Below are 25,437 nucleotides of genomic sequence, written 5' to 3'. Positions count from 1 at the left end.
AGGAGCCGGCTTGCCGGCGATCCGGGTTAGAACCGATCGCCGGCAAGCCGGCTCCTACAAAAAATTCATTTGCGTGAAAAGTGCACCACCAGCTTGTCGCCGACGCTTTGCAGGATCTGCACCAGCACCAGCAGCAGGATCACCGTCACCGCCATCACGTCGGGTTGATACCGCTGGTAGCCATAGCGCACCGCCAAGTCGCCGAGGCCGCCGCCGCCGATCAGGCCGCTCATGGCGGTGTAGGACACCAGGGTAATGGCGGTCACCGTCACGGCGGCAAAGATGCCCGGCAGCGCTTCGGGCAGCAGGGCGTTGAGCACGATCTGGCGGGTGGTCGCGCCCATCGCCTGGGTCGCCTCGATGATGCCGCGATCCACCTCGCGCAGCGCGGTCTCCACCAGGCGGGCGAAGAACGGCGTGGCCCCCACCACCAGCGGCGGGATGGCCCCGGCCACGCCCAGCGAGGTGCCGGTGACCAGCACGGTGAAGGGAATCATCACGATCAGCAAGATGACGAAGGGCACCGAGCGCAGGATATTCACCAGCAGCGACAGAAAGCCGTAGAAGGCTTTGTGTTCGAACATCTGCCGCGGGCTGGTGAGGAACAGCAGCACGCCGAGCGGCAGGCCGAGCAGCACGGTGAACAGCATCGAACCGCCGAGCATGCTCAGGGTATCCAGGCTGGCCTGCCAGATTTCCGCCCAGTCGACGTTGGGTAGCAGAGAGGCCATCAGGCTTTCCATCAGCGCAGCACCTCCAGGTGTACGTCGGCGGCTTTGAAGCGCGCCAGCGCGGCGTCCAGGTCGCCGCCGGTCAGGGCCAGGGTCAGTTGGCCATAGGGGGTGTCCTTGATGTGGTCGATGCGCCCGGCGAGGATGCTGTAATCCACCCCGGTTTCGCGCGCCACGGTGCCGAGCAGCGGCGCGTAGGTCGCCTGGCCCTGGAAGGTCAGGCGCAGGATGCTGCCGGCGACATGGGCGAAGTCGTCGTGCAACTCGTCTTCGTCGACCTGCTCGGCTTCCTGGACGAAGCGTTTGCTGGTGGCGTGCTGCGGATGCAGGAACACCTCGGCCACCGTGCCCTGTTCGACGATCACGCCGGCGTCCATCACCGCGACGCGGTCGCAGACCCGGCGGATCACGTCCATCTCGTGGGTGATCAGCACTATGGTCAGGTTCAGCTCGCGGTTGATCTGCGCCAGCAGTTGCAACACCGAGGCCGTGGTCTGCGGGTCGAGGGCGCTGGTGGCCTCGTCGCACAGCAGGATCTTCGGCTCGGTGGCCAGGGCACGGGCGATGCCCACCCGTTGCTTCTGCCCGCCGGAGAGTTGCGCCGGGTATTTGTTGGCATGCTCGCTGAGACCGACCCGCGCCAGCAGTTCGGCCACCCGCGCCTCCATGGCGCTGCGCGACAGCCCCCCGGCCAGCTTCAGCGGCAGGGCGACGTTGGCGGCGACGGTCTTCGACGACAGCAGATTGAAGTGCTGGAAGATCATCCCGACCCGCTGGCGGAAACGCCGCAGGCCATCCGCGTCCAGCGCGGTGACGTCTTCGCCGTCGATCTCGATGCGCCCGCCGGAAGGTTCTTCCAGGCGGTTGATCAGGCGCAGCAGGGTGCTCTTGCCGGCACCGGAATGACCGATGATGCCGAACACTTCGCCACGGGCGATCTGCAGGTCGCTCGGCTGCAGGGCCGGAATTTGTTGGCCCGCGACGCGATACGCCTTGTGCACCTGATGAAAGTTGATCACGGATTAAACCTTTTGGGTTCGTCGAGCGGCCGGGTAGGCTAAAAGCCGCTTAGTCTACCCGCCACTGTTTAGGCCGCAAAAATCTTTGTAGGCCTATGGTTATAGCTAGATCGCCTTAATCGGCACGCTGCTCGGCACCTACGGCTGTCGTTAGCGCTGCGGGCTAAGCACCAGTTGCGGGATCTGTTCGGGTTCGAGCAGCTGGCTCATGCTGGGGCTGAAGCTCGGATCGAGACGCTTGATCCGGGCGTCGAGCAGCGGGGCGAGCCATAGGTAGTCCTTGGCCTGGCGCACCTGGATGCGCACCGTGCAGCGGCAATTGACCACCTCCGCGGCGACCGCATCGAGCAGGCGGTACAGGCCTGGGTTGTCCCGGCTGTCCAGCATCGGCAGGGCAATCACGCGGTTGGCCGCCGCCGCCGGCTCGCTCGGTTTGGCTGGCGCCTGCGCGGCCTGCGGCAATTGGCTTGCCCTGAGCGCAGCCGCCTGGCGTTCGGCCGCCTGGCGCAGTTGTCGGGCCTGCTCGCCCCGTGCGGCCTGGGCTTGGGCGGCGGCCTGTTCGGCCGCGTTGCTGGCCAGATCGGCCGCATCCAGCTCGGTTTGCCGGGCCTGGGCGATGGCGCCACCCAGTCCGGTGGTCAGTGCGGGCGCCTGTGGCATCAATTGGCGGGCCTGGCTGAGCGCCTTGGCCGCACGATCCAGATCGCCGGTCTGCAGGGCCGCTTGCCCTTGCAGCAGGTAGGCCTCGGCCAACTGGCGTTGATACGGCTCCAGGCGGTCGTCGTCGCCGGCGCGCAATTGCAGGGACTTGAGCCGGCTTTCGGCCTCGCTCAACTGGCCGCTGGCCAGGCTCTGTTCGAGCAGGCGCACGTCGCCGAGCGGGTCGTCGGTGGCCGGCTCGGTTCCTGGCGGCGCGCTCTGGCACGCGGCCAACAGCAGCGAAATGGCGAGGATGGAAAGACAACGTGAGGCGAACGAGATCATTACTGCGAGTCTCATGTTGGGCAAAAAACGGGCAATTCTACACCGCCGGATCGAGCGCAACCAAACCGCAGTCGGTAATTCTGCGCCAACGTCGTGTCTCAGGCACTGCGCCGCGGCAAGGCGAAGCTGAGCAGAAACAGGCTGGCTGCGCAGATCACTATCGACGGTCCGGCCGGGGTGTCCTGGAACCACGACAGGCTGAGGCCGCCACACACCGCGATTATGCCCAGCAGGCTGGCGCCCAGGGCCATCTGCTCCGGGGTGCGCGCGTGGCGCTGGGCGGCGGCGGCGGGGATGATCAGCAAGGAGGTGATCAGCAGCACGCCGACGATCTTCATCGCCACGGCGATCACCACGGCGATCAGCAGCATCAGGCTCAGGCGGATCGCCGCCACCGGCAGACCTTCGACCCGCGCCAGCTCCTCGTGCACGGTGATCGCCAGCAGCGGCCGCCAGAGCAGGCTCAACAGCAGCAGCACCAGCGCGCTGCCGCCGAGAATCCAGGCCAGATCGCCGGGGCCGACGGCGAGCAGGTCGCCGAACAGGTAGCCCATCAGGTCGATGCGGACGTCCTGCATAAAGCTCAGCACGACGAGCCCCAAGGACAGGGTGCTGTGGGCGAGGATCCCGAGCAGGGTATCCGAGGCCAGCGGTTGGCGGGTCTGCAGGGTCACCAGCAGCACCGCCAGCAGCACGCAGCCGACCGTCACCGCCAGGGTCGGGCTGACGTCGAGCATCAGGCCCAGGGCCACGCCGAGCAGGGCGGCGTGGGACAGGGTGTCGCCGAAATAGGCCATGCGCCGCCACACCACGAAGGAGCCGAGCGGGCCGGCGACCAGGGCCAGGGCCAGGCCGGCGAGCAGGGCGTTGAGGAGAAAATCAGCCATGCTTGCAGCCATCTCCGTGGACGTGGGGGGTTACCGGGCCCGTGATGCTCAGGCCGGCGTTGGCTTCCTTGACCACGGCGCCGTGCAGGTCGTGCTCGTGGTCGTGATGGTGGTGATAGATCGCCAGGCTCTTGGCGTCCTGGCCGAACAGCTCGACGAATGCAGGGTCACCGCTGACCTGCTCGGGGTGACCGGAACAGCAGACATGCCGATTGAGGCAGACCACCTGATCGGTGGTGCTCATCACCAGGTGCAGGTCGTGGGAGACCATCAGCACGCCGCAGCCATGGCGGTCGCGCAGCTGGGTGATCAGGCGGTACAGCTCGGCCTGACCGCTGACGTCGACGCCCTGCACCGGCTCGTCGAGCACCAGCAACTCGGGTTTGCGCAGCAGGGCGCGGGCCAGCAGCACGCGCTGCAGTTCGCCGCCGGAAATGCTCTGCAGCGGGCTGTCGAGCACCTGGCTGGCGCCGACTTCGAGCAGCGCCGCCTGGGCGCTGGCGCGCTCGACGCCGGGCACCAGGCGCAGAAAGCGCAGCACGCTGAGCGGCAGGGTGGCATCGACATGGAGTTTTTGCGGCATATAGCCGATGCGCAGTTTCGGCTTGCGCCAGACGCTGCCGCTGTCGGGCTTGAGCAGGCCGAGCACGGTGCGCACCAGGGTGGTCTTGCCGGCGCCGTTGGGGCCGATCAGGGTGACGATCTCGCCAGGCTTGACGCTCAGCTGCACATCCTGCAGCACGCTCTGCCCGCGGAAGTTGACGCCAACCCCGGCGAGGCGAATCAGGCTAGCGCTCATGCGGCCTCCTGGCAGCCCGCGCAGAGGCCGACCACTTCCACGGTCTGCCCTTCGACCAGGAAACCGACGCTCTGCGCAGCGCTGACGATGGCGTCGCTGATCGTCGCGTGCTCCAGTTCGATGGCGGCATGACAGCTGCGGCAGATCAGAAACTGGCCCTGATGGGCATGCGCCGGGTGACTGCAGCCGACGAAGGCGTTGAGCGAGGCGATGCGGTGCACCAAGCCGTTTTCCAGGAGAAAATCCAGCGCCCGATACACCGTCGGCGGCGCGGCGCGGCGGCCATCCTGCTCGCTCAACACGGCGAGTATGTCGTAGGCGCCGAGCGGCTTGTGGCTCTGCCAGACCAGCTCCAGCACCCGCTTGCGCAGGGCGGTCAGGCGCAGAGCCTGGCGCGCGCAGATGCTTTCGGCCTCGGCCAGGGCATGGCTGACGCAGCGGGAATGGTCGTGGGGACGCGAGGCGAGCGGTGGCTGAGTCATGGGCGGGGACGGCAGAGGCTGGAGACGTTATTATATTACCCGTTCCTTCCACTCCGAGTGTTCTCCGTGTTGCGTCTTTTTTCTACTGTCAGCCTGCTCTGTGGCGTTTTCCTCGCCAGTCCTGTTGCCCTTGCCGAGGTGCGCGTGCTGGCCAGCATCAAGCCCTTGCAGCTGATCGCCGCAGCCGTGCAGGACGGTGTCGGCAGCCCCGAGGTGCTGCTGCCGCCCGGCGCCTCGCCGCACCACTATGCGCTGCGGCCCTCCGATGTGCGGCGCGTGCGCGAGGTGGCGCTGCTGTACTGGATCGGTGCCGACCTGGAAAGCTTCCTGCCGCGGGTACTGACCGGGCGCGGCCAGCCGAGCGTGGCGGTGCAGGATCTGCCCGGCATGCACCTGCGCCACTTCGGCGAGGGTCACGACGCGCATGATGACCATGATGAACACGACCAAGCCCATGACCAGCACGATGAGCATGAGCAAGAGGCCGCCGAGCAGCACGATCACGCGCATCGCCCCGGCAGCCTGGATGCGCATTTGTGGTTGCTGCCGGCCAACGCCCGGGTGATCGCCGCACGCATGGCCGCCGACCTGGCCCTCGCCGACCCGGCCAACGCCCCGCGTTATCAGGCCAATGCCAAGGCCTTCGGCGAACGCCTGACGGCCCTCGACCAGCGCCTGCAAACCCGCCTGAGTGGCCTGGCCGGCAAGCCCTATTTCGTCTTCCACGAGGCCTACGATTACTTCGAAGCCGCCTACGGCCTCCAGCATGCCGGGGTGTTCAGCGTGCTCGGCGAAGTGCAGCCCGGCGCCCGCCACGTCGCGGCCATGCGCACCCGCCTGCAACAGGCCGGGCCGAGCTGCGTATTCAGCGAGCCGCCGTTGCGTCCGCGTCTGGCCGAAACCCTGATCGCCGGCCTGCCGGTAACCCTGGCCGAACTGGACACCATGGGCGCAAGCCTGGCAGTGGACGGCAGCGGCTACGAGGCCCTGCTGGATAACCTGGGCAATGGCTTGGTCGAGTGCCTGAGCGCCTTGTAAGGCCGCGCAAACAACCACGGAAACCTAATAGGGGCGAGACCAGGATTTACCCGGCAAAACGCTACGGAAACTCCGTGGCCTACCCCCTGCTTCTGTTGAACAGCGGAAATGGGGAGGGGGTAGTGAATGGCCGGAACCGAGCCGTGGCTGCAGTTGGCGAAAGGTAGCAACCGAGCCATAGCTGCCGGTGTCGACAGGCAGAAATCGGCCAAAAGCGGACTGTTCTGCAGTGGCTTAGAAGACGTCTATTGAGGCTTGAAGGTATCTACGAAACTAGGGGCGATTCAGTCAGCTCAATCTGTCAATAGCTGGGATGGAGGAGATGATTGACGTGATGCGCCGCGTGATCGATGATCTCGTATAACGAATGCCATGGATGACTATAAATGTACTGGATTGAAATCTGCACTGACGGCAGCTATGTGATTGACGGCCAGGAGTATCCGCTGCTCGCTGAGAGCATCGAACAGCAAGAGCCTGTCTACGACGAGCGCTCCAGGAGCGATTCGCTAGAAATCAGCATCCCGTTCGAGCTCGAAACCGAACATGGCCTATTCGCCTGGGAAGTGGACGTGATCGAGTATAGAGAGTTGGGTGTCGCCAGCTTCTTGGGCTACCGGATCGCCGAGTATCCAAGCACTGTGCTCCTGAAAGACGAAGTCATGTTCCGCATACAGGATGGGTGGGCCAACCCAAGGCAACCATCGCTGGACTTGAAGCCTCGCATGACTAAAATGCGCCTCGCTTGAAAGAAGACCTACCCCATGATTGATGCAGTTGACCTCTTCTGTGGCGCTGGCGGCTTGACCGCCGGCATGCGTAACGCTGGAATCGAAGTCCACGCCGGCTACGACATTGAGTCCCAGTGCAGACATGCATACGAAGTCAATAATCAGGCGGCGTTCATAGCGCAGGATGTCAAGAGCCTTGCCAAGGAACAGCTTGAAGTCTGGTACCCGCGAGTTGAAGGCCGCTACCGCCTCCTCGCAGGCTGCGCACCCTGTCAGCCCTTCTCGACCTACAACCAAGGCCGAGATACCAGTACCGACAGCAAATGGCCCCTGCTGTACCACTTCGCTCGCTTGATTCGAGAGGTGCAGCCCGAGCTGGTAACGATGGAGAACGTACCTGATGTAACCAAGCATCAGGTCTATCTGGATTTTGTCGCCAACCTGGAGTCACAGGGGTACAAGGTATGGGCTAACCGAGTCGCGTGCGTCGAGTACGGTCTACCCCAGCGCCGCCGCCGACACGTTCTATTAGCCTCCAAGTTAGGCCCTATTGAGCTCATCGCACCCACTCACCGCAATGCTCCCGTCACAGTCATGGACATGATTCATGATCTGCCTCGCATCGCTGCGGGCGAATGTGATCCCAACGATCCGATGCATCGCGCCGCCACGCTAACGCCAGTTAATCTGGAGCGCATCATGTACTCTCGCGAAGGAGGCACATGGCGGGATTGGCCGCCTCACCTTATTGCAGAGTGCCACCGGAAAGCCAGCGGTAGGACTTACCCCAGCGTCTACGGACGCATGAAGCGGGACGAACCGAGCCCCACCATGACTACGCTCTGTTACGGTTTCGGTAACGGACGTTTCGGTCACTATGAGCAAGCTCGAGCACTCTCACTTCGTGAGGCCGCCATTCTCCAGTCGTTCCCGCGGGACTACGAGTTCCTGCCCCCAGATCAGATCACTTTCAAGGCAGTAGGGCGAATGATCGGCAATGCCGTGCCGGTTCGCCTTGGTGAGGTGATTGGTGAAAGCCTCATGCGTCATGTTGAAGGGTACGAACAGATTCGGCGCCAGGGAATTCCCGCCTAAGCCGTTCTTTTAGCTCGTCAGGTCTACGAGTCTCACACTCCCATACCACTAAGATCCGCCAGCCCAGCCCAGCTCACGCAGCTGAGCTTCTTTTTTTGCATCACGCTTTACGTTGGCATCGAACTTGGGGAGCCAGAATTCTTGGCGAGTTTTGGGCGTGCTTGCATAGCGGCAGCTGGGATGTCGATGCCAAAAGCAACCATGCACAAAAATCACAGTGTGATGTTTGGGCAGAACGATATCAGGCGTGCCAGGTAAGGACTTTTTATGGAGACGAAAGCGGAGCCCGAGAGAGTGCAGAGCACTGCGGACAATCCTCTCTGGCTTAGTATTTGCCCTCCCAACGCGCTTCATGATGAGCGATTGAGAGGGCAAGGTAGAGTTTCTAGATATTATCAATTATCTCTCTGATACGACCAACCTTCCTTGAAGCCTGCAAATAATCCTCATACGCCGAATTAGCCTGTACGACTAGGTCTTTATATGTGGTAATTCGACCATTCATGTTTCTCAAGCGCCCCTGGTGTAGCTCGTGAAGCCTTGGGCACTTATCCACAATAAAAACAACATCAATTGATGGAGACTGGCCCGCAATTGGTGAGGAGTCAGGATTCTTATCGAAGTAATCGCTGAGAGCCATGACGTACTTCTCTCCTTGATCCAAGAGCGCGCCAGCGCTCACAGAAAGTCCTGGCTTCTTGAGCTCAATAACTATATATCGACCCGCAGTGGTTCTGTAGCCTATATCAAGGCGTGCGCCTTCCGTTGTGTCGGGGCAAACTGCTTTCAAATGAGCGGTGAGGCGCAGCTCCCAATCTGTAGGATTCTCCTTATACTCCCACTTTGAATCAACAAGCCAAAGGTGATTGTAAATGTGCTCTTGAACAACCACTTCTTTAACTTTGCTCTTCTGATCCTCATCAAGTTTTTTAATGACTGCCAAGCGCTGGGAGATTATGTCTCGATGCAGTGATGCCTCAAGATCTTCAACAGTGATCATTATCTCGCGAAACTCAGCGACGTTTTTCTCCACATCAATACTGGCGATTGCATCCAGGTTATCCTGAAGTCGCAGTTTCTCAAAGGCTAGAACTTGTGCCTTCACTACCTCTCGCCTTTGCGCTCGCTGGTATTCTTCCGTCCCACTAAAGCGAATAGTATTGATTTTATTTATGAGCTGCTGCGCCTTGGGTCGATGGCGAGGCGTTAAAGATTCTATCCATTCTTTAAGCTTAGGGAACTCGGCAACCATTTGAGCTCCGCCAACCTCTCTACGCCAAGCATCCCAGAAATTCGCGATTTCACCGAGGCGCGATTTGATATATGCAAGAAAGTCTTGATAGCGCGGGTCATCCTCCTGAACCCCTTGTCGACTGCTCACTGCGATGTCAGGTTGGTCATTCAGGTCTAATCCATTTACCTCTAGCTCGCCAACCAGGTAGCTATTGAAGACCTTGGAGTCATCAATTCGCTTTTGAAGGTCTTCTTCAAATAGTCGACCATTAGCCAAAAGAGTAATGGTGTTATTGTTGTCACCTTCTTTCTTTAGTTGCTCGGGCTTGACGACGCTACCAATGAAACCATCAACAGCCATTCCGCCAGATGTCCGACCATCAAAATGATGGTGATATTTGGAGTTCACATTCACACAGGCCGCCAGAGTCGACTCCGCCTTGGCGCAATCGCCAAATGTCCATAAAAACTGAACATCACGATAGAAGGCTCGATCACTAAGGCCAATTCCTTGCCCGTTAACATAGACCTGGAAATTATTGGCTGCACCAATTACGCTAAATCGGCGGGCGATTCTTTTGCGGAGGAACGACTCCGTTTTGTTAACGCGCTGCTGCAAATCAACTAACTTTATTACCGTGCCCGTTTCTGGGAGCGCATAAGATGAGAAGTCCTCAATCCGCCGAGGGACGTAATCTTTTTTATTTTTAATTTTTTCTTTCAGTTCTTCTACAGAGAAGATCAAGCCATAGGGGCTAGCCCCCGCCTTGCGCGTAATAACAACAATACTTTTTGCCAGGGAGAACATGGCAAGCTTGCCAATCCCCTTGCGCCCCATGCACTGGCGGCCGCTCGGAGTGGATACTTCGCCATTGTCCCTGCGTGGGTACCCTACCGTTAGGAACTTACCTCTTAAGTCGGAGTAATTCATTCCAATACCATCATCGGTGATGGTAATGGTGTTGGCGGAGCTATTGATTTCGACATCAACACGTGAAGCATCAGCATCCCATGCATTAGCAACTATTTCGGTAAGCACCGCTGGCGTATTGCTATAAAGATTGATACCTAAGTGATTTAATACATTTAAATCAAGCTCAAGCTTAAGAGGCTCAGCTGGGTCAGCAACACCACAGCGCGGGCAAATATCTGTAGAGTCTTCGACTTGTTCTTCGCAAGAGTTACAGGTAACAAGCAACATGTCTTCCCCTTATCCATCCATTGAAATGCCAGCTTTATGCTGGCGGGCGCAAGGTGTGTGAGTGATCTTTTGTCGCTTTACTAAAATGCTTTTTCCTACTTGCATTTCTATTGCGGCTACAAGAGTGATGCCCATACGAAACCACTCCCATCTCGGCCGCTTGGTAAGCGGGTGACGCCTAGGCGCAACCGCCATTCCTGAGTCGTTCGCCGATGGTCATTTTTTGAGCCAGTACCGGAACCACGTCACATGTGATTGAACTATGCCGAACTGGGCCCCTGACGAGCAAGCTCGTGCGATTACCCAGCCCATGTCCAAGGGGAGCTCAGATTCTGGGAAGATAACCAGTTGGGGCCACTTGTCTATAGGAGGTCAGGAGGGAGGCACTGTCCCCATTCATCAGCCTGTATGCATTCTCAACCCCATTTGCGCTGATTACCGGCACGACGATGTGCGTCAATCACTTCAGAAGGTATCTCACCACCGCCAGAATCAAGCTCGAAATGGACGTCTTCTAAGCCACTGCAGGACAGTCCGTTTTTGGCCGAAACCAGCCCTATCTGCTGCTCTCGATCACGTCTCAAGCATCGCGCAAGAGGTCGTGGGCGTTGAGCGGTGTGTAGGTAATCTCCGAGCACTTTTCCAGCCCGCAGCGGATGGCCGTCTGTCCGAGCAAGACCGCACGGCGGGTTGCCTGATGACCGTTCTTCGTTGTCTGCAGCCTCCCTTGCCCTCTATACCCACGCCCACCGAGACGCCCACGATAGCTGGTGCGCCACCCTGGAACGGCTACGAGCCCCCGCTGGATAACCTCGGCGCGCAACTGGCTGGTTGCCTGCAATCGCGCTAACTCGCAACGCGCTAATTGATGCCGGTTAAGACGTACCAGGGTCAGTTGGTTTATCCTGTTGCGCTTTGATTTCTTAGCATCGACACGAAGGTACGCAAGGTATGGCGAAGACGGGCGGATCCATCGCGGCAGGTATTGACAACACTTCCGGCATCGTTTTGCAGGCGGCCTCCGAGGATATCTGGGCACAAAAATACCGCCTCACCCGCAAGGACGGCACGCCGGTCGACGACAGCGTCGACGACACCTGGCAGCGGGTCGCCCGGGCGCTGGCGGATGTCGAGCCGCAAGAAGGACGCGAACACTGGTACCAGCAATTCCTCTGGGCGCTGCGCAACGGCGCGATTCCCGCCGGGCGGATCATCTCCAACGCCGGCGCGCAGGACTACAAGCCGGCCACCTCGACCATCAACTGCACGGTCTCCGGCTCCATCACCGATTCGATGGACGACATCCTCGACAAGGTCCACGAGGCCGGGTTGACGCTCAAGGCCGGCTGCGGCATCGGCTATGAGTTCAGCACCCTGCGCCCGCGTGGCTCCTTCGTTTCCGGTGCCGGCGCGCACACCAGCGGGCCGCTGTCGTTCATGGATATCTTCGACAAGATGTGCTTCACCGTCAGTTCCGCCGGCGGTCGTCGCGGCGCGCAGATGGGCACCTTCGACGTCGGCCATCCCGATGTGCGCGAATTCATCCGCGCCAAGCGCGAGGACGGCCGCCTGCGTCAGTTCAACCTCAGCCTGTTGATCACCGACGAGTTCATGCAGGCGGTGGAGAACGACGGCGAGTGGCCGCTGATTTTCCCGCTGCACCACAAGGAAAAGGCCGAGCTGGAGCTGGACGATTCGGAGCAGGTGCTCTGGCGCGAATGGCCGGTGCACGACGGCTATATCGTCCGCGAGGACGGCCTGGTCGCCTGCCGTATCTACGGCCGGGTCAAGGCGCGGCATCTGTGGGACATGATCATGGTCTCCACTTACGATTACGCCGAGCCGGGCTTCATCCTCATCGACCGGGTCAACCAGCTGAACAACAACTGGTGGTGCGAGGCGATCCGCGCCACCAACCCCTGCGGCGAGCAGCCGCTGCCGCCCTATGGCTCCTGCCTGCTGGGCTCGATCAATCTGACCTGCTTCGTGATCGATCCGTTCGGTGCCGACGCGCGTTTCGACTGGGACAAGTACCGCCAAGTGGTGCGCATCTTCACCCGCATGCTGGACAACGTGGTGGAGATCAACGGCCTGCCGCTGGAGCAGCAGCGGCACGAGATCCTCAGCAAGCGCCGGCACGGCATGGGTTTCCTCGGCCTCGGCTCGACCCTGACCCTGCTCAAGCTGCGCTACGGCAGCCCGGAATCCTGCGTGTTCACCGAAGAAGTCGCCCGCGAAATGGCGTTGGTCGGCTGGGAAGAGGCGCTCGAGTTGGCCAAGGAGAAAGGCCCGGCCCCGCTGCTGCTGGAAGACTTCGCCGTCACCGCCGAGATGCTGCGCAAACGTCCGGAGATGAAGAAGGATGGCTACAAGGTCGGCGACCAGATCCCCGGTCGCGTGCTGCACGCCAAGTATTCGCGCTACATGCAGAAGCTGGCGGAATTCGCCCCGCAGCTGATCGAAGATCTGGCCGCGCTGGGCGCGCGCTTCACCCACCACAGCTCGATTGCGCCCACCGGCACCATCAGCCTGAGCCTGGCCAACAACGCCTCCAACGGTATCGAGCCGAGCTTCGCCCACCATTACTCGCGCAACCTGATCCGTCCCGGGCGCAAGGCCAAGGAGAAGATCGAGGTATTCAGCTACGAGCTGCTGGCCTACCGCACCCTGATCAACCAGCGGGCCACGCCGGGTTCGATCGAGCCCGGCGAGAAGCTGCCGGACTACTTCATCACCGCCGACGACGTCAGTCCGACCCAGCATGTGGATATCCAGGCCGCGGCGCAGAAATGGGTCGACTCGTCGATCTCCAAAACCGCCAATGTGCCGACCGACTACCCCTTCGAGGCGTTCAAGGACATCTACCGCTACGCCTGGCGCCAGGGCCTCAAGGGCTGCACCACCTTCCGCTTCAACCCGGCGGCCTTCCAGGGCGTGCTGGTCAAGGAAGCCGACTTGGAGAAGACCCTCTACCGCTTCATCCTCGAGGATGGCAGCGCGGTCGAGCTCAAGGGTAACCAGGAGGTCGAATACGATGGCGAGGTGAACTCCGCCGCCAACCTGTTCGACGCACTCAAAGAAGGCTACTACGGCAAGTACTAAGCCGGGCGCCGCCACCGTTCAAGACTCGGGCCGCCGCCGCGGCCCGACAGGAGAGATTGCACCATGACCGTCAAGATCAGCCAGCGTATCAAGGGTTTCAAAGTCGTCGACGAGGCCCTCGAACGCTCCGCCGCCAGCACCACCGCCGACAAGGCCAGCAAGGTCAACGTGGTGGAAATGGACGAAAGCCTACAGCGTCCGGAGACCCTGATTGGCATGACCTACAAGATCAAGTCGCCGCTGTTCGAGCACGCGCTCTATGTCACCGTTAACGACATCGTGCTCAATGCCGGCACGCCCCACGAGCAGCGCCGGCCGTTCGAGATCTTCATCAACTCGAAGAACATGGATCATTTCCAATGGATAGTCGCGCTCACCCGGATCATGTCCGCGGTGTTCCGCAAGGGCGGCGACTGCACCTTCCTGGTCGAGGAGCTGAGGGCGGTGTTCGATCCGCGCGGCGGCTACCTGAAGAAGGGCGGGGTGTACATGCCCTCCATCGTCGCCGAGATCGGTGCAGTGCTGGAGCGCCACCTGATCGCCATCGGCATGCTCGAGGGGCAGGCGCTGGACGAAACCCAGCTCCAATACCTGGCCGAGAAACGCGCCGCCTACGAGGCCAGTCAGGGTGCCGTGACGCTGGAGCCGGGCGACGGCTTCCCGGCCGGTGCGCAGCTGTGCGGCAAGTGCAACACCCAGGCAGTGGTGCAGATGGACGGTTGCGCGACCTGCCTCAACTGCGGCCACTCCAAATGCGGCTAACCCGCGGGTAACGGCAGCGCCCGCAGCAGGGCGCCGCCGTTACAGGGCGAACGGCAGCGCCACCTCGACCTGCTGGCGATGCAGCAGGCGGTGTTGGAACTCGCCCGGGTCATGGATCAGCACTTCCTGGCCGGCGAAGGAGTCGGCGGCGATCAGGCGCGACAGCCAGAAGCGCACGCAGGCGATGCGCAGCATGGCCGGCCACAGCTCGGCCTCGGCCGGAGTGAAGGGACGCAGGGCCGCATAGGCGCCGAGCAGAGCCTGGGCGCGATGCGCATCGAGACTGCCATCGGCCTCCGAGCACCAGTCGTTGAGGGCGATCGCCAAGTCGTAGAGCATCGGGCCGGCACAGGCGTTGTAGAAGTCGATCACCCCGGCCAGGTGGTTGCCGTCGAACAGCACGTTATCGCGGAACAGGTCGGCGTGCAGGTTGGCCCGCGGCAAGGCGAGGATGCGCGGCTTGAGCGCATGGATTTCCGCCAGGGCGTCGCGCAGCAACGGCAATTGCGCCTCCGGTAGCCTCAGCGCCAGGCTCGGCCCCTCCTCGAGCATCCAGTCCAGGCCGCGATCGCTGCGCCGCTCCAGCACGTGCGCGCGGGTGGCCAGGTGCAGATGCGCCAGCAGCGTGCCGACTTCCTGGCAATGGTGCGGGTTGGGCCAGGCCACGTGCTTGCCCGGCAGGCGCGGCTGCAGCAGCGCCGGTTTTTCCGCCAGGCTGCGCAGCGCTTCGCCGCTCTCGGTGCGCAGGGCATAGGGCACCGGCAGGCCGGCCTCATGCAGCACATCGAGCAGCTCGATAAAGAACGGCAGGTCGGCGCTGGGGCCGCGTTCGATCAGGGTCAGGACGTACTCGCCCTGCTCCAGGCTGACGAAGAAGTTGCTGTTCTCGCTGCCCGCAGCGATGCCCTGGAAGTCGTGCAGGCGACCCAGGCCATAAGGCGCGAGAAAGGCTTCCAGCTCGTGACGCTCTAGGGGGGTGAATACCGACATATCAGAACCGCCGATTTACCATTTAAAGATTTCCCAGGATGGAATCAGCATGTCCGGATAGTCCGAACGGACGAAGTTGCCGTCACTGCCGTCGGCGCGTACCAGGAAGTAAGGTTTGCCAGTCTTGGGGGTGATTTTGATTGCATAGAGGAAACCATTGACCCGGTATTCCTGAATGGTGCGGTCGCCTTCCTGGCGGATCGTGATATCCGGCTCGGCAGACGGGGCATCATCGGCATAGGCCGTGAGTGAAGTGACGGCCAGTAGACCGGCCAGCAACAAGCGATTGAGTATGCGCATGGTAACCTTGTCTCTTTGTGTTCAATGGTGCGCTCATTCTAACAGGCTGTTGCAAACTACTGCGCTCGACTATGCGGCGTTGGATCCAGGCTAACAATGTGCATTTACCGACGTAAACTGCGCGTTCTCGCCTGGCTTCGCCATCGCGCGCTACTTTTCAACCCTCTGTTAACGCCGCACTCCGCCGAAAAGGTTGATCCTGCTCATGAGTCAAGCTCCTCTCGTTCTGGTCGACGGTTCTTCGTACCTGTACCGCGCCTTCCATGCCCTGCCGCCGCTGACCACCTCCAAGGGCTTGCCCACCGGTGCGGTGAAGGGCGTGCTGAACATGCTCAAGAGCCTGCGCAAGCAATACCCGGACAGTCCCTTCGCGGTGGTCTTCGATGCCAAGGGCGGAACCTTCCGCGACGAACTCTATGCCGAGTACAAGGCCAATCGGCCCTCGATGCCCGATGATCTGCGCGTGCAGGTCGAACCGCTGCACGCCAGCGTCAAGGCGCTGGGCTTCCCGCTGCTGTGCGTCGACAACGTCGAAGCCGATGACGTGATCGGCACCCTGGCCCGGCAATGCGCCGGCGAAGGCCGCGACGTGGTGATTTCCACCGGCGACAAGGACATGGCCCAGCTGGTCTGCCCGCACGTTACCCTGGTCAACACCATGACCGGTAGCGTCTACGACATCGATGGCGTGAAAGCGAAGTTCGGTGTCGCTCCCGAGCTGATCATCGATTACCTGGCGCTGATGGGCGACAAGGTCGACAACATCCCCGGGGTGCCGGGGGTCGGCGAGAAAACCGCACTGGGCCTGCTGGTCGGCCTCGGCGGCGGCCTCGACATAATCTACGCCAACCTCGACCAGGTGGCCGGGCTGCCGATTCGCGGCGCCAAGACCCTGGCCGCCAAACTCAGCGAACACCGCGACATGGCGTACCTGTCCTACGAGCTGGCGACCATCAAGCTGGACGTACCCTTGAACCTGGCCATCGACGCGCTGCATCCCGGCCCTGCCGATGTACCGACGTTGCTCGAGCTGTACGACGAGCTGGAATTCAAGAGCTGGCGCGACGAGTTGTTGCGCCAGAACAAGGGCCAGGTGGCCCAAGGCGCCAAGGTCGCCAGCGTCGCACCAGCCGCCGATGAGCTGTTTAGCCTGGCCGCCAGTGCTGCGCCGCCAGCCGAGCCGGCCGCGCTGATTCCCGCCTCGAGCGGCTACCAAACGATCCTCGAGCAGGCGCAGTTCGACCGCTGGCTGGAGAAGCTCGAAAGCGCCGAGCTGATCGCCTTCGACAGCGAAACCACCGGCCTGGATGCCCAGCGGGCGCAGCTGGTCGGCCTGTCCTTCGCGGTCGCCGCCAACCAGGCCGCCTATATCCCGCTGGCCCACTCCTATATGGGCGTGCCGGCGCAGCTCGATCGCGACCGGGTGCTGGCGGCGCTCAAGCCGATCCTCGAAGACCCGCACAAGGCCAAGGTCGGCCAGCACGCCAAGTACGACATCAATATCCTCGCCAACGCCTCGACGCCGATCCAGGTGCGCGGCGTGGCCTTCGACACCATGCTCGAGTCCTATGTGCTCGACTCCACGGCGACCCGCCACGACATGGACAGCCTGGCGCTGAAATACCTCGACCACAGCACCATCCGTTTCGAGGACATCGCCGGCAAAGGCGCCAAGCAGCTGACCTTCGACCAGATCGCCCTGGAACTGGCAGGTCCCTACGCGGCGGAAGACGCCGATGTGACCCTGCGCCTGCACCAGTGCTTGTGGGCCAAGCTCGAAGCCGAACCGAGCCTGGCCAAGGTTCTGCGCGAGATCGAGATGCCGCTGGTGCCGGTGCTGGCGCGCATCGAGCGCCAGGGCGCGCTGGTCGATGCCAAGCTGCTCGGCGAGCAGAGCGTCGAGCTGGGCGATAAATTGGTGGCGCTGGAGCGTCAGGCCTTCGACATCGCCGGCGAGGAATTCAACCTGTCATCGCCCAAGCAACTCGGGGTGATCCTCTATGACAAGCTCGGCCTGCCGATTCTCAGCAAGACCGCCAAGGGCCAGGCCTCCACGGCTGAGGCGGTGCTCGCCGAGCTGGCCGAGCAGGACTACGAATTGCCCAAGGTGCTGATGCAGTACCGCAGCCTGAGCAAGCTCAAGAGCACCTACACCGACCGCCTGCCGGAGCAGATCAACCCGCGCACCGGGCGTATCCACACCTCTTATCATCAGGCGGTGGCGGCCACCGGGCGGCTGTCCTCCAGCGATCCGAACCTGCAGAACATCCCGATCCGCAGTGCCGAGGGCCGGCGCATTCGCCAGGCGTTCGTCGCGCCCAAGGGCTACCAGCTGCTGGCGGCGGACTACTCGCAGATCGAGCTGCGCATCATGGCCCATCTGGCCCAGGATGAAGGGCTGCTGGATGCCTTCCGCCATGGCCGCGACGTGCACCGCGCCACCGCCGCCGAGGTGTTCGGCGTCGCCCTGGACGAGGTCAGCGCCGATCAGCGGCGCAGCGCCAAGGCGATCAACTTCGGCCTGATCTACGGCATGAGCGCCTTCGGCCTGGCCAAGCAGATCGGCGTCGACCGCAAGCAGGCGCAGGCCTATATCGACGTCTACTTTGCCCGTTACCCGGGGGTGCTCGCCTATATGGAGCGCACCCGCGCACAGGCCGCCGAGCAGGGCTATGTCGAGACTCTGTTCGGCCGTCGCCTGCACCTGCCGGAAATCAACGCGAAGAACCAGGGCCTGCGCAAGGGCGCCGAACGCACCGCGATCAACGCGCCCATGCAGGGCACTGCCGCGGACATCATCAAGCGCGCGATGATCGCAGTGGACAACTGGCTGAGCGAATCCGGGCTGGATGCCAAGGTGATCTTGCAGGTGCACGATGAACTGGTGCTGGAAGTGCGCGAAGACCTGATCGAACAGGTGCGCGAGCAGATCAAGCAGCTGATGAGCGGCGCGGCCGAACTGGATGTGCCGCTGCTGGTGGACGTGGGCGTGGGCGATAACTGGGACGAAGCGCACTGATGCTGCGGCTGGCCGGCGTGAACCCGGCCGCTGCCTGGCTTGTCAGCTTTAAATCCGTCAGGCATTAAGCGTAGGCGTTTTATTGCCAATAGATTCTAAGAGGCGGCTGAACTTTGCGTTTGCACCAGTAGTCAGAACTTACGAATGGCCCAGAAAGCCGTTCAATGCTCCTTGTTGTGTTAAGTGTTGGCAGATATCTGAACCCCGCCCTAGCGGTTCAGACCCTTAAACCCCGAGTCTCTCCCTCCCCATATGAGCCTCGGGGTTTTTTTTGCCCGCGGAACACTGGCCGGCCTGCGCCTCAGGCTTCGCTTTGCGGTTCACTTTCTGCTTCGTTCACCGCGAACTCGCCCAGTCGCAGCCACTCGGCGAGCACCGCCTGGGCTTCTTCGATTCCTTGGCGCTTGGGTGCGGAAAACAACTGGATGCTCACCCGGTCGCCCCAGCGCTTGCGGATATCTTGCTGCACCTTGAGCAGCGTGGTCTTGGCGGCGCCGAAGGCCAGCTTGTCGGACTTGGTCAGGAGAATATGCATAGGCATCTCGCTGGCCGTCGACCAATCCAGCATCAACAGGTCGAACTCGGTCAGCGGGTGACGAATGTCCATCATCAATATCAGCCCGCGCAGGCTCTCGCGGCTGCCCAGGTAAGCCTCCAGGTGCTTTTGCCAGTGCAGCTTCAGCGGGATCGGCACCTTGGCGTAGCCGTAACCGGGCAGGTCGACCAGGCGCCGCTCATCGTCCAGGCGGAAGAAGTTGAGCAACTGGGTGCGTCCCGGAGTTTTCGAGGTGCGCGCCAGGCTGGCGTGAGTCAGGGTGTTCAGCGCGCTGGACTTGCCGGCGTTGGAGCGGCCGGCAAAGGCGACTTCGTGGCCCAGGTCGTCCGGGCATTGGTCGACCTTGGCGGCGCTTATCTGAAAGCTGGCTTGTTGGCACAGGCCGATAATGGGGTTTTTTGCTTGCATCGGGGTATCCGGTGAGGGCGGGCATAATGGAAGTTGCAGGTGCGCAGCCCTTGCGACATTTACGCACATCCTGCCGGGCGCTACGCGGCGCGACAAGCAGCGTCGTTTCCGTTTCAGTGACGCCAGTATATAATGCCGCAGATTTTGTGTGCGCTTTGTCCCGTCCGCTGGATGAGTATTATGGAGACGCGTTAGACCTTCGTGCCCATAGGGCGCGGTGCGTTTCTCTCCCTGATGAGGCTGATTTGATGGATAAAATGCTGCTGGCAGCTGCTATGTTGCCCTTTGCCTACAATAGCCAGGCCGCTCAAGATCCAGAAGCGGTGTTCAACTGTGCATGCACCGCCGAGGCTTACCAAGCCGTCATACAGTGGATGACCGAGTAAATCCGGCCCATAACTCTTTCTCTCTTAGCCGTAGTTGGATTAGTTGATGAACAAAATACTCGTGAGTCTGCTGTTGACCCTGGGCATCACCGGTTTGGCCCAAGCCGCTGGTGACGCTGCCGCCGGTCAGGACAAGGTCGTCATGTGTGGCGCTTGCCACGGCACCGATGGCAACAGTGCTGCCCCAAACTTCCCGAAACTGGCCGGTCAGGGCGAGCGTTACCTGCTCAAACAACTGAACGACATCAAGTCGGGTGCCCGCTCTGTCGTGGAGATGACCGGTCTGTTGAATCACCTCAGCGATCAGGATCTGGCCGATATCTCCGCCTACTACGCCAGCCAGACAGTAAGCGTGGGCGCTGCCGACCCGAAACTGGTCGCGCGCGGCGAAGCGCTGTTCCGCGGCGGCAAGCTGAAAGAAGGCATGCCGGCCTGCACCGGTTGCCATTCGCCGAACGGCGCGGGCCTCGACGCGGCCGGCTTCCCGCAAATCGGTGGCCAGCATGCCGCCTATGTGGCCAAGCAGTTGACCGATTTCCGTGAAGGCAACCGCACCAACGACGGCGACAGCAAGATCATGCGCGGTATCGCCGCCAAGCTGAGCAATCAGGATATCGAGGCGGTATCCAGTTTCATCCAGGGCCTGCACTGAGCCCAGCCGCCCGGGACGTAAGATCCGGCAAAGAAAAGGGTGGCTGCGGCCACCCTTTTTCGTTTATCAGCCCGCTACAATGGCGGGAACCAGGCCCGCAGCAAAGGGTCTCACTAGCGACTCGTCGCTGGACGACGCTTAACATCCCAGGAGTACTCCATGCGTAAACTGATCCTCGGCGCCGCCCTGGCCATCAGCAGCCTGTTCGCGTTGGCTGTCCAGGCTGAACCCGTAGCCGGTAAGAACTATGTCGAACTCGCCAGCCCTGTGGCGGTATCCAAGCCTGGGCAGATCGAGGTGGTCGAGTTGTTCTGGTACGGCTGTGGGCATTGCTATCAGTTCGAGTCGACCATCAACCCGTGGATCGAACAGTTGCCGGAAGACGTCAATTTCGTGCGTGTCCCGGCGTTGTTCGGCGGCCTGTGGAATGTGCATGGCCAGGGCTTCATTACCCTGGAAGCGATGAAGGCGGCGCCGGCGGTGCATGCCTCCGTATTCGACGCTATTCACAAGCAAGGCAAGAAGCTGGCGACGGCGGAAGAAATGGCCGAATTCCTTGCCACGCAGGGGATCGACAAGGACGCCTTTCTCAAGACCTATAATTCCTTCGGCGTGAAGAGTCAGATGGAAAAGGCCAAGAAACTGGCCATGGCCTACCAGATCAGCGGGGTGCCGGTGATGATCGTCAACGGCAAATACCGTTTCGACATTGGCAGCTCAGGTGGTCCCAAACAGGCCCTGCAAGTGGCCGATTACCTGATCGACAAAGAGCGCGCTGCGCAGTAGGCGGCCGCGAGCGTCGAGCATGCTGCGTCGCTGGTCGGGCGGCCGCCAGGTTGGCCTGTGTGATCCACAGGTCAACCCGCAGTGCGCGGCTGTCGGCGATTGGCCCTGTGGCGGGCGCCTGCGCTTGCTCAGCTTCAATATCCAGGTGGGCATCAAAACCCAGCGTTACCATCACTACCTGACGCGCAGCTGGCAGCACCTGCTGCCCCACCACGGTCGCGCGGGGAACTTGCAGCGCATCGGCAATCTGCTCGCGGATTACGATCTGGTCGCCCTGCAGGAAGCGGATGGTGGCAGCCTGCGCTCCGGTTACGTCAACCAGGTCGAACACCTGGCTCACCTCGGTGCCTTCCCCTATTGGTACCAGCAGCTCAATCGCAATCTTGGCCGCTTGGCCCAGCATAGCAATGGCCTGCTCAGCCGCTTGCCCCCCAGTCTGCTGGAGGATCACCCGCTACCTGGCCCGCCCGGCCGCGGCGCGATGCTGCTGCGCATTGGCGAAGGCGAGGACGCTATCGTGGTGGTGATGATGCACCTGGCGCTGGGGGCACGTACCCGCACTCTCCAGTTGGCCTATATCCGCGATTTGATCGGCGGCTACCGGCACCAAATATTGATGGGTGACATGAATACCCATGCCAGCGACCTGCTGCTGAGCTCGCCCTTGCGCGACCTCGGTCTGGTGGCGCCGCAGATCGAGGCAACCTTCCCCAGCTGGCGGCCGCAGCGCTGTCTCGACCACATCCTGCTCAGCCCTGGCCTGCTGCTGGAACGATTCGAAGTACTGGCGCTGCCGATTTCCGACCATCTGCCGGTGGCCGTGGAAATTCGCTTGCCCCAGACGTTGGCAGGCTCGCCGCAGCCTGTGCTGAAACCGCCAGCCGGTGGAAACCCGCCATGAGCAACGATGTCCAGCGCTGGAAAGACAAGTACCTGGCCAGCCTCGAACAGCAGGAAGCCCACGAACGGCGCTGGGATGCCCGGGTCGACCTGCTGCGGCGTGGCCTGGTGCGCAGCAGCCTGGCTGCCGAGGGGGCCGATAAAGCAGTCGATCAGTGCATGCAGGAGCTGCGCGAAATCCTCCGTCGCGACGACATGGACGCCGGGCTTGCGGCATTGATTCCACGCCTGGAAAAGGCCGTTCTGGATTCCGAGCAACGGCGTCAGCAGCGGGTCGAGCACGTCTCCAGCGCTCTGCTGGCGTTGGTTGGCCAGCTGCTCGAGCTGGATCTGCCGCGCGAAGTGCGCAGGCCGCTGAAAGACTATGCCAAGCAGCTCGATAAGCGCTCCGGGCAGGTGCGCGAGTTGCCGCTGTTGCTGGCCGAGCTGAGTGCCTTGCAGCAACAGGCCCTGGCGGTGTTGGGCCACGAGCCGGTCGAGCGTCCGGGCTTGCTCCGGCGCCTGTTTGCCGGTCGCCCCCCGGCCATCGGCGGCATGCCGAGCGAGCCCGACTCCGCACTTGTGTCGTGCTCACCGGAGCAAGTGCCCGCGCGCCCCGCCATCGCCGCAGTGGCGGTTGCCGTTAGCCATACCGCTTCGCTTGCCGCTCGCGCGCCAACCCCACTGGCGACTGTGCTCGACAGCCTGCCGCTGCCGGCCGGCTTGTTGCCGCCGGCAGCGTCCCAGGCGGCGGAGCCTGGCCCCGGCGAGGGGCCGCTTGACAGCTCCGAGGCTGATCCCGAATACGCCCTGCCGGCGTTGCCCGAGCCCGGTTACAGCGCCATCGCCAAGCACGTCGAGGCCAGCCTGCTCGGTCTGTTGAACGAGTTGGCGTTGCCGGCACACCACCAGGATCAGGCCGACCTGCTGCGCGAGCGCATTCTGGCTGGCTTGAACCTGTATGAACTGGTGCCGGTGCTGGATGATCTGGCCGTGCTGATGCTGGCCGTTGCCGATGTCGGCCAGCGCGAGTTCGAGGGTTATCTCAAGCAGCTGAATGACCGTCTGGCGACCTTCCAGGGCGGCTTGCAAGACGCCCACGATGGCTACGCCGATTCGCTCAGCGCCGCGCGCGAACTGGATAGCGAGCTGCGCCAGCAGGTCGACGGCCTGCACAGCAGCGTGCAACAGGCCACCGATCTGCCCAGCCTCAAGGGGCTGGTGGAGAGTCGGCTGAACGATTTGCTGGGCACCATGGAGCAATACCGGCACCAGCGTGACGAGCGCGAGCAACGGGTCGCCGGGCGCCTGCAAACCCTGGTCGAACGCGTGGCCAACATGGAGCAGGAAGCCAAGGGCTTTCGTCAGCATCTGGAAGAGCAACGGCAGAAAGCCTTGCTCGATCCGCTCACCGGCCTGGCCAATCGTGCGGCCTGGAACGAGCGCCTGGCGCTGGAGGTGGCGCGCTGGCAACGCTACGGCGGCGAACTGCTGCTGGCGGTGGTCGATATCGACCACTTCAAGCGAATCAATGACGGCTACGGTCACCTGGCGGGCGACAAGGTGCTGAAGATCATCGCTGGCGAACTGCACAAACGCCTGCGCACGACCGACTTCATCGCCCGCTTCGGCGGTGAGGAGTTCGCCCTGCTGATCCCGGCGACCCCCTTGGCGGGTGGCTTGCAGCTGCTGGAGACCCTGCGTGCCGGCATCGAAGCCTGCCCGTTCCACTTCAAGGGCGAGCGGGTGACCATCACCCTGTCAGGCGGAGTCAGTGCATTCGCCGCCGCCGAACGCGGCGAACAGGTGTTCGAGCGCGCCGACCAGGCGCTGTACCGGGCCAAGCGCGGTGGCCGCAACCGTATCGAGCCGGGCTAGCAGGCCCAGACGGGTGTTGGCCTCAGGCCGCCCTCGGCAGATAGGGCCACCAGGTCGCGGGAATCCGTTCCAGGCGGGGGTAGTCGAGGGTTTCCAGTTGCAACGACGAGAGCAGGAACGGGGTGTGGCGCAAATGCGGCGGCACATGGCGCAGTTCCGGCAGCCAGAGGCTGACGTAGCGGGCGTCTGGATCGTATTCGCGGGCCTGGCGCAGGACGTTGAATGTCCGCTGGTACCGCGGGTCGCGGCCGACGCCGGCCAGGTAGGCCCAGTTGCCCCAGTTGCTCGCCGGATCGTAGTCGATCAGGTGTTCCTCGAACCAGGCTGCGCCGTATCGCCAAGCCTGTTGCAAGTCGTTGATCAGGTAACTGGCGACGACCTGACGGCCACGGTTGGAGATAAAGCCGGTATCGGCCAGTTCACGCATGTTGGCGTCCACCAGTGGCATGCCGGTACGGCCCTGACACCAGCGCTCGAAGTCTTGATCGAGGCGTTGCGGGGCGTGCTCCGTGGCTTTCAACGCGCCGGCCTGGAACAGTGCGCCGGCGTGACGGCGCAGGATCCCGCGGAAGAAGTCGCGCCAGAGCAGCGCCAGCCACAAGCAATAGGTCGAGTCGTTGCGTCCGTATTGCGCCTCATGGCGGCGCAACTCGGCCACCACTCGCCGCGCCGAGAGGCTGCCGTTGGCCAGCCAGGGTGAGAATTTCGACGAGTACTCGCTGCCGAGCATGCCGTTGCGGGTGTCTTGGTAGTGGCGCACGCTCTGGCTGTTCCACAGGTAATCGCGCAGGCGGGCCTGCGCCGCGGGTTCGCCGCCGGAGAACGGGAAGGCACTGGCCGGCACGCTGAGCGGCTCGCCGAGGCCCAGCCGCGACAGGCTTGGCAGCGCTTGCAGCAATGCCTGCGCGCCGTCCGGCAAGGGCGGCAGCCGCTGTGGCGCGGGGCGTGGCTGGAACACGTGCAGGCGTTGCTCGACCAGGTTCTTGAACTGGCTGAACACCTGCGGCAGCTGTTCGAGTGGACAGGGCAGTTCCTCGGCATGCAACAGGTCGTTGCCGGGCACTTGCTGCAGCGCGACGCCGGCAAGCTGGTCTTGCACGCGGACGAGTTGTGCGCGTTCGTCCGGGGCGATTTCTTCCAGGGTCAGCACCTGCTGCAGGCCGAGTTGAACGACCAGCCGGGGGATTACCTGCTCTGGCGCACCGGGCAGCACCAGCAGGTGCGAACCGCGTTGGCGCAAGGCGCCATCCAGCGCCATCAGGCTCTCCAGGAGAAAGCGCGCGCGGTGCACGCCGAGCGGGCGGGTGCCGAACGCTCCGGTCTGCAACTGCGCCGGGTCGAAGACGAATACCGGCAGCAGGCGCTCGGCACTCAGTCCGGCCTGTAAGGCCGGGTGGTCGTCGAGGCGTAGATCCTGTTTGAGCCACAGCAGTGCGCGCATGGGGCAATCCTCAAGCGTCGGTCTGGCCACGCCGGAAAAATGCGCTTGCCGCCGATTCGCCTTTCGAAGGCGTTTTGC

The 25,437-nt window shown here is 62.4% G+C and carries 22 protein-coding genes and 1 pseudogene; 11 read left to right on the top strand and 12 right to left on the bottom strand.

Features of this window, described 5'->3' with window-relative positions; genetic code table 11:
- Nucleotides 1-65 precede the first annotated feature (65 nt).
- From P8H27_RS08385 to P8H27_RS08360, 6 genes are all read right to left on the bottom strand, one after another.
- Nucleotides 66-743, bottom strand: coding sequence for a methionine ABC transporter permease (locus tag P8H27_RS08385; protein WP_289636715.1), 678 nt, complete (start codon nucleotides 741-743; stop codon nucleotides 66-68).
- Nucleotides 743-1,750, bottom strand: a complete 1,008-nt coding sequence (locus P8H27_RS08380) for a methionine ABC transporter ATP-binding protein (protein WP_289636713.1) — start codon at nucleotides 1,748-1,750, stop codon at nucleotides 743-745. Before P8H27_RS08380 ends, P8H27_RS08385 begins: the two co-directional genes overlap by 1 nt.
- Before the next feature lie 150 nt (nucleotides 1,751-1,900).
- Nucleotides 1,901-2,734, bottom strand: a complete 834-nt coding sequence (locus P8H27_RS08375; RefSeq protein ID WP_289636711.1) for a tetratricopeptide repeat protein — start codon at nucleotides 2,732-2,734, stop codon at nucleotides 1,901-1,903.
- Between the two features lie 98 nt (nucleotides 2,735-2,832).
- Nucleotides 2,833-3,621 (bottom strand): zinc ABC transporter permease subunit ZnuB, encoded by a 789-nt coding sequence (znuB, locus tag P8H27_RS08370; protein WP_289636709.1) that lies wholly within the window; start codon nucleotides 3,619-3,621, stop codon nucleotides 2,833-2,835.
- Nucleotides 3,614-4,420 (bottom strand): zinc ABC transporter ATP-binding protein ZnuC, encoded by an 807-nt coding sequence (znuC, locus tag P8H27_RS08365; protein ID WP_289636707.1) that lies wholly within the window; start codon nucleotides 4,418-4,420, stop codon nucleotides 3,614-3,616. The genes znuB and znuC overlap by 8 nt, the downstream gene beginning before the upstream one ends.
- Nucleotides 4,417-4,902 (bottom strand): Fur family transcriptional regulator, encoded by a 486-nt coding sequence (locus tag P8H27_RS08360; protein ID WP_289636705.1) that lies wholly within the window; start codon nucleotides 4,900-4,902, stop codon nucleotides 4,417-4,419. Before P8H27_RS08360 ends, znuC begins: the two co-directional genes overlap by 4 nt.
- A 66-nt stretch (nucleotides 4,903-4,968) precedes the next feature.
- Here P8H27_RS08360 and P8H27_RS08355 point away from each other — a divergent pair, with 66 nt between their 5' ends.
- The 3 genes from P8H27_RS08355 to P8H27_RS08345 all read left to right on the top strand — a co-directional run bounded on the left by P8H27_RS08355 (nucleotide 4,969) and on the right by P8H27_RS08345 (nucleotide 7,766).
- Entirely contained in the window at nucleotides 4,969-5,940 is a 972-nt protein-coding gene (locus P8H27_RS08355; protein WP_289636703.1) for a zinc ABC transporter substrate-binding protein, read from the top strand.
- A gap of 386 nt (nucleotides 5,941-6,326) precedes the next feature.
- Nucleotides 6,327-6,689: a hypothetical protein gene (locus tag P8H27_RS08350; protein WP_289636701.1), complete on the top strand. Its 363-nt coding sequence runs from the start codon at nucleotides 6,327-6,329 to the stop codon at nucleotides 6,687-6,689.
- A gap of 15 nt (nucleotides 6,690-6,704) precedes the next feature.
- Nucleotides 6,705-7,766, top strand: coding sequence for a DNA cytosine methyltransferase (locus P8H27_RS08345; RefSeq protein WP_289636699.1), 1,062 nt, complete (start codon nucleotides 6,705-6,707; stop codon nucleotides 7,764-7,766).
- On the opposite strand, the pseudogene P8H27_RS08340 reads toward P8H27_RS08345, so the two are convergent.
- A pseudogene (locus tag P8H27_RS08340) lies at nucleotides 7,711-8,120 on the bottom strand (very short patch repair endonuclease). The gene P8H27_RS08345 and the pseudogene P8H27_RS08340 overlap by 56 nt on opposite strands.
- Before the next feature lie 31 nt (nucleotides 8,121-8,151).
- Nucleotides 8,152-10,200 (bottom strand): ATP-binding protein, encoded by a 2,049-nt coding sequence (locus P8H27_RS08335; protein WP_289636697.1) that lies wholly within the window; start codon nucleotides 10,198-10,200, stop codon nucleotides 8,152-8,154.
- A gap of 951 nt (nucleotides 10,201-11,151) precedes the next feature.
- Here P8H27_RS08335 and P8H27_RS08330 point away from each other — a divergent pair.
- On the top strand, nucleotides 11,152-13,302 hold the full coding sequence (locus P8H27_RS08330) for an adenosylcobalamin-dependent ribonucleoside-diphosphate reductase (protein ID WP_289636695.1): 2,151 nt from the start codon (nucleotides 11,152-11,154) through the stop codon (nucleotides 13,300-13,302).
- A 63-nt stretch (nucleotides 13,303-13,365) separates the two neighbouring features.
- Nucleotides 13,366-14,064 (top strand): NrdJb, encoded by a 699-nt coding sequence (locus tag P8H27_RS08325; protein ID WP_289636693.1) that lies wholly within the window; start codon nucleotides 13,366-13,368, stop codon nucleotides 14,062-14,064.
- Between the two features lie 39 nt (nucleotides 14,065-14,103).
- Here P8H27_RS08325 and P8H27_RS08320 read toward each other — a convergent pair whose 3' ends face one another.
- Together P8H27_RS08320 and P8H27_RS08315 are read right to left on the bottom strand one after the other, a co-directional pair.
- Entirely contained in the window at nucleotides 14,104-15,054 is a 951-nt protein-coding gene (locus tag P8H27_RS08320; protein ID WP_289636691.1) for a homoserine kinase, read from the bottom strand.
- Nucleotides 15,055-15,069: 15 nt separating this feature from the next.
- Complete coding sequence (locus tag P8H27_RS08315) at nucleotides 15,070-15,354, bottom strand: DUF2782 domain-containing protein (RefSeq protein WP_289636689.1); 285 nt, start codon at nucleotides 15,352-15,354, stop codon at nucleotides 15,070-15,072.
- Nucleotides 15,355-15,559: 205 nt separating this feature from the next.
- On the opposite strand from P8H27_RS08315, the gene polA reads away from it, so the two are divergent.
- Complete coding sequence (polA, locus tag P8H27_RS08310; RefSeq protein WP_289636687.1) at nucleotides 15,560-18,373, top strand: DNA polymerase I; 2,814 nt, start codon at nucleotides 15,560-15,562, stop codon at nucleotides 18,371-18,373.
- Nucleotides 18,374-18,674: 301 nt separating this feature from the next.
- On the opposite strand, the gene yihA is transcribed toward polA, so the two are convergent.
- Nucleotides 18,675-19,337 (bottom strand): ribosome biogenesis GTP-binding protein YihA/YsxC, encoded by a 663-nt coding sequence (gene yihA / locus P8H27_RS08305; RefSeq protein WP_289636686.1) that lies wholly within the window; start codon nucleotides 19,335-19,337, stop codon nucleotides 18,675-18,677.
- Nucleotides 19,338-19,585: 248 nt separating this feature from the next.
- On the opposite strand from yihA, the gene P8H27_RS08300 reads away from it, so the two are divergent.
- From P8H27_RS08300 to P8H27_RS08280, 5 genes are all read left to right on the top strand, one after another.
- A complete protein-coding gene (locus tag P8H27_RS08300; protein WP_289636685.1) occupies nucleotides 19,586-19,723 on the top strand; it encodes a hypothetical protein in 138 nt (45 codons plus the stop codon).
- Between the two features lie 46 nt (nucleotides 19,724-19,769).
- Complete coding sequence (locus tag P8H27_RS08295; protein WP_289636683.1) at nucleotides 19,770-20,375, top strand: cytochrome c; 606 nt, start codon at nucleotides 19,770-19,772, stop codon at nucleotides 20,373-20,375.
- A gap of 159 nt (nucleotides 20,376-20,534) precedes the next feature.
- A complete protein-coding gene (locus P8H27_RS08290; protein WP_289636681.1) occupies nucleotides 20,535-21,161 on the top strand; it encodes a thiol:disulfide interchange protein DsbA/DsbL in 627 nt (208 codons plus the stop codon).
- 19 nt (nucleotides 21,162-21,180) lie between these two features.
- On the top strand, nucleotides 21,181-22,062 hold the full coding sequence (locus P8H27_RS08285; protein WP_289636679.1) for an endonuclease/exonuclease/phosphatase family protein: 882 nt from the start codon (nucleotides 21,181-21,183) through the stop codon (nucleotides 22,060-22,062).
- Nucleotides 22,059-23,918 carry a GGDEF domain-containing protein gene (locus tag P8H27_RS08280; RefSeq protein WP_289636677.1) on the top strand — a complete coding sequence of 620 codons (1,860 nt, stop codon included), beginning with the start codon at nucleotides 22,059-22,061 and terminating at the stop codon, nucleotides 23,916-23,918. The genes P8H27_RS08285 and P8H27_RS08280 overlap by 4 nt, the downstream gene beginning before the upstream one ends.
- Nucleotides 23,919-23,940: 22 nt before the next feature.
- On the opposite strand, the gene P8H27_RS08275 is transcribed toward P8H27_RS08280, so the two are convergent.
- A complete protein-coding gene (locus tag P8H27_RS08275) occupies nucleotides 23,941-25,359 on the bottom strand; it encodes a DASH family cryptochrome (RefSeq protein ID WP_289636675.1) in 1,419 nt (472 codons plus the stop codon).
- Nucleotides 25,360-25,437 lie beyond the last annotated feature (78 nt).

The sequence above is a fragment of the Pseudomonas sp. sp1636 genome (assembly GCF_030376615.1).
Classification (GTDB): Bacteria; Pseudomonadota; Gammaproteobacteria; order Pseudomonadales; family Pseudomonadaceae; genus Aquipseudomonas.
The sequence above is the reverse complement of the archived record's forward strand: the minus strand, read 5'-3'. Positions and strand labels throughout refer to the sequence as shown.

Coding starts and splice junctions, on each gene's coding strand:
- P8H27_RS08385 (WP_289636715.1), bottom strand. CDS start 743: ATGGAAAGCCTGATGGCCTCTCTGCTACCCAACGTCGACTGGGCGGAA.
- P8H27_RS08375 (WP_289636711.1), bottom strand. CDS start 2,734: ATGATCTCGTTCGCCTCACGTTGTCTTTCCATCCTCGCCATTTCGCTG.
- znuB (WP_289636709.1), bottom strand. CDS start 3,621: ATGGCTGATTTTCTCCTCAACGCCCTGCTCGCCGGCCTGGCCCTGGCC.
- znuC (WP_289636707.1), bottom strand. CDS start 4,420: ATGAGCGCTAGCCTGATTCGCCTCGCCGGGGTTGGCGTCAACTTCCGC.
- P8H27_RS08360 (WP_289636705.1), bottom strand. CDS start 4,902: ATGACTCAGCCACCGCTCGCCTCGCGTCCCCACGACCATTCCCGCTGC.
- P8H27_RS08350 (WP_289636701.1), top strand. CDS start 6,327: ATGTACTGGATTGAAATCTGCACTGACGGCAGCTATGTGATTGACGGC.
- P8H27_RS08345 (WP_289636699.1), top strand. CDS start 6,705: ATGATTGATGCAGTTGACCTCTTCTGTGGCGCTGGCGGCTTGACCGCC.
- P8H27_RS08335 (WP_289636697.1), bottom strand. CDS start 10,200: ATGTTGCTTGTTACCTGTAACTCTTGCGAAGAACAAGTCGAAGACTCT.
- P8H27_RS08330 (WP_289636695.1), top strand. CDS start 11,152: ATGGCGAAGACGGGCGGATCCATCGCGGCAGGTATTGACAACACTTCC.
- P8H27_RS08325 (WP_289636693.1), top strand. CDS start 13,366: ATGACCGTCAAGATCAGCCAGCGTATCAAGGGTTTCAAAGTCGTCGAC.
- P8H27_RS08320 (WP_289636691.1), bottom strand. CDS start 15,054: ATGTCGGTATTCACCCCCCTAGAGCGTCACGAGCTGGAAGCCTTTCTC.
- P8H27_RS08315 (WP_289636689.1), bottom strand. CDS start 15,354: ATGCGCATACTCAATCGCTTGTTGCTGGCCGGTCTACTGGCCGTCACT.
- polA (WP_289636687.1), top strand. CDS start 15,560: ATGAGTCAAGCTCCTCTCGTTCTGGTCGACGGTTCTTCGTACCTGTAC.
- yihA (WP_289636686.1), bottom strand. CDS start 19,337: ATGCAAGCAAAAAACCCCATTATCGGCCTGTGCCAACAAGCCAGCTTT.
- P8H27_RS08300 (WP_289636685.1), top strand. CDS start 19,586: ATGGATAAAATGCTGCTGGCAGCTGCTATGTTGCCCTTTGCCTACAAT.
- P8H27_RS08295 (WP_289636683.1), top strand. CDS start 19,770: ATGAACAAAATACTCGTGAGTCTGCTGTTGACCCTGGGCATCACCGGT.
- P8H27_RS08290 (WP_289636681.1), top strand. CDS start 20,535: ATGCGTAAACTGATCCTCGGCGCCGCCCTGGCCATCAGCAGCCTGTTC.
- P8H27_RS08285 (WP_289636679.1), top strand. CDS start 21,181: ATGCTGCGTCGCTGGTCGGGCGGCCGCCAGGTTGGCCTGTGTGATCCA.
- P8H27_RS08280 (WP_289636677.1), top strand. CDS start 22,059: ATGAGCAACGATGTCCAGCGCTGGAAAGACAAGTACCTGGCCAGCCTC.
- P8H27_RS08275 (WP_289636675.1), bottom strand. CDS start 25,359: ATGCGCGCACTGCTGTGGCTCAAACAGGATCTACGCCTCGACGACCAC.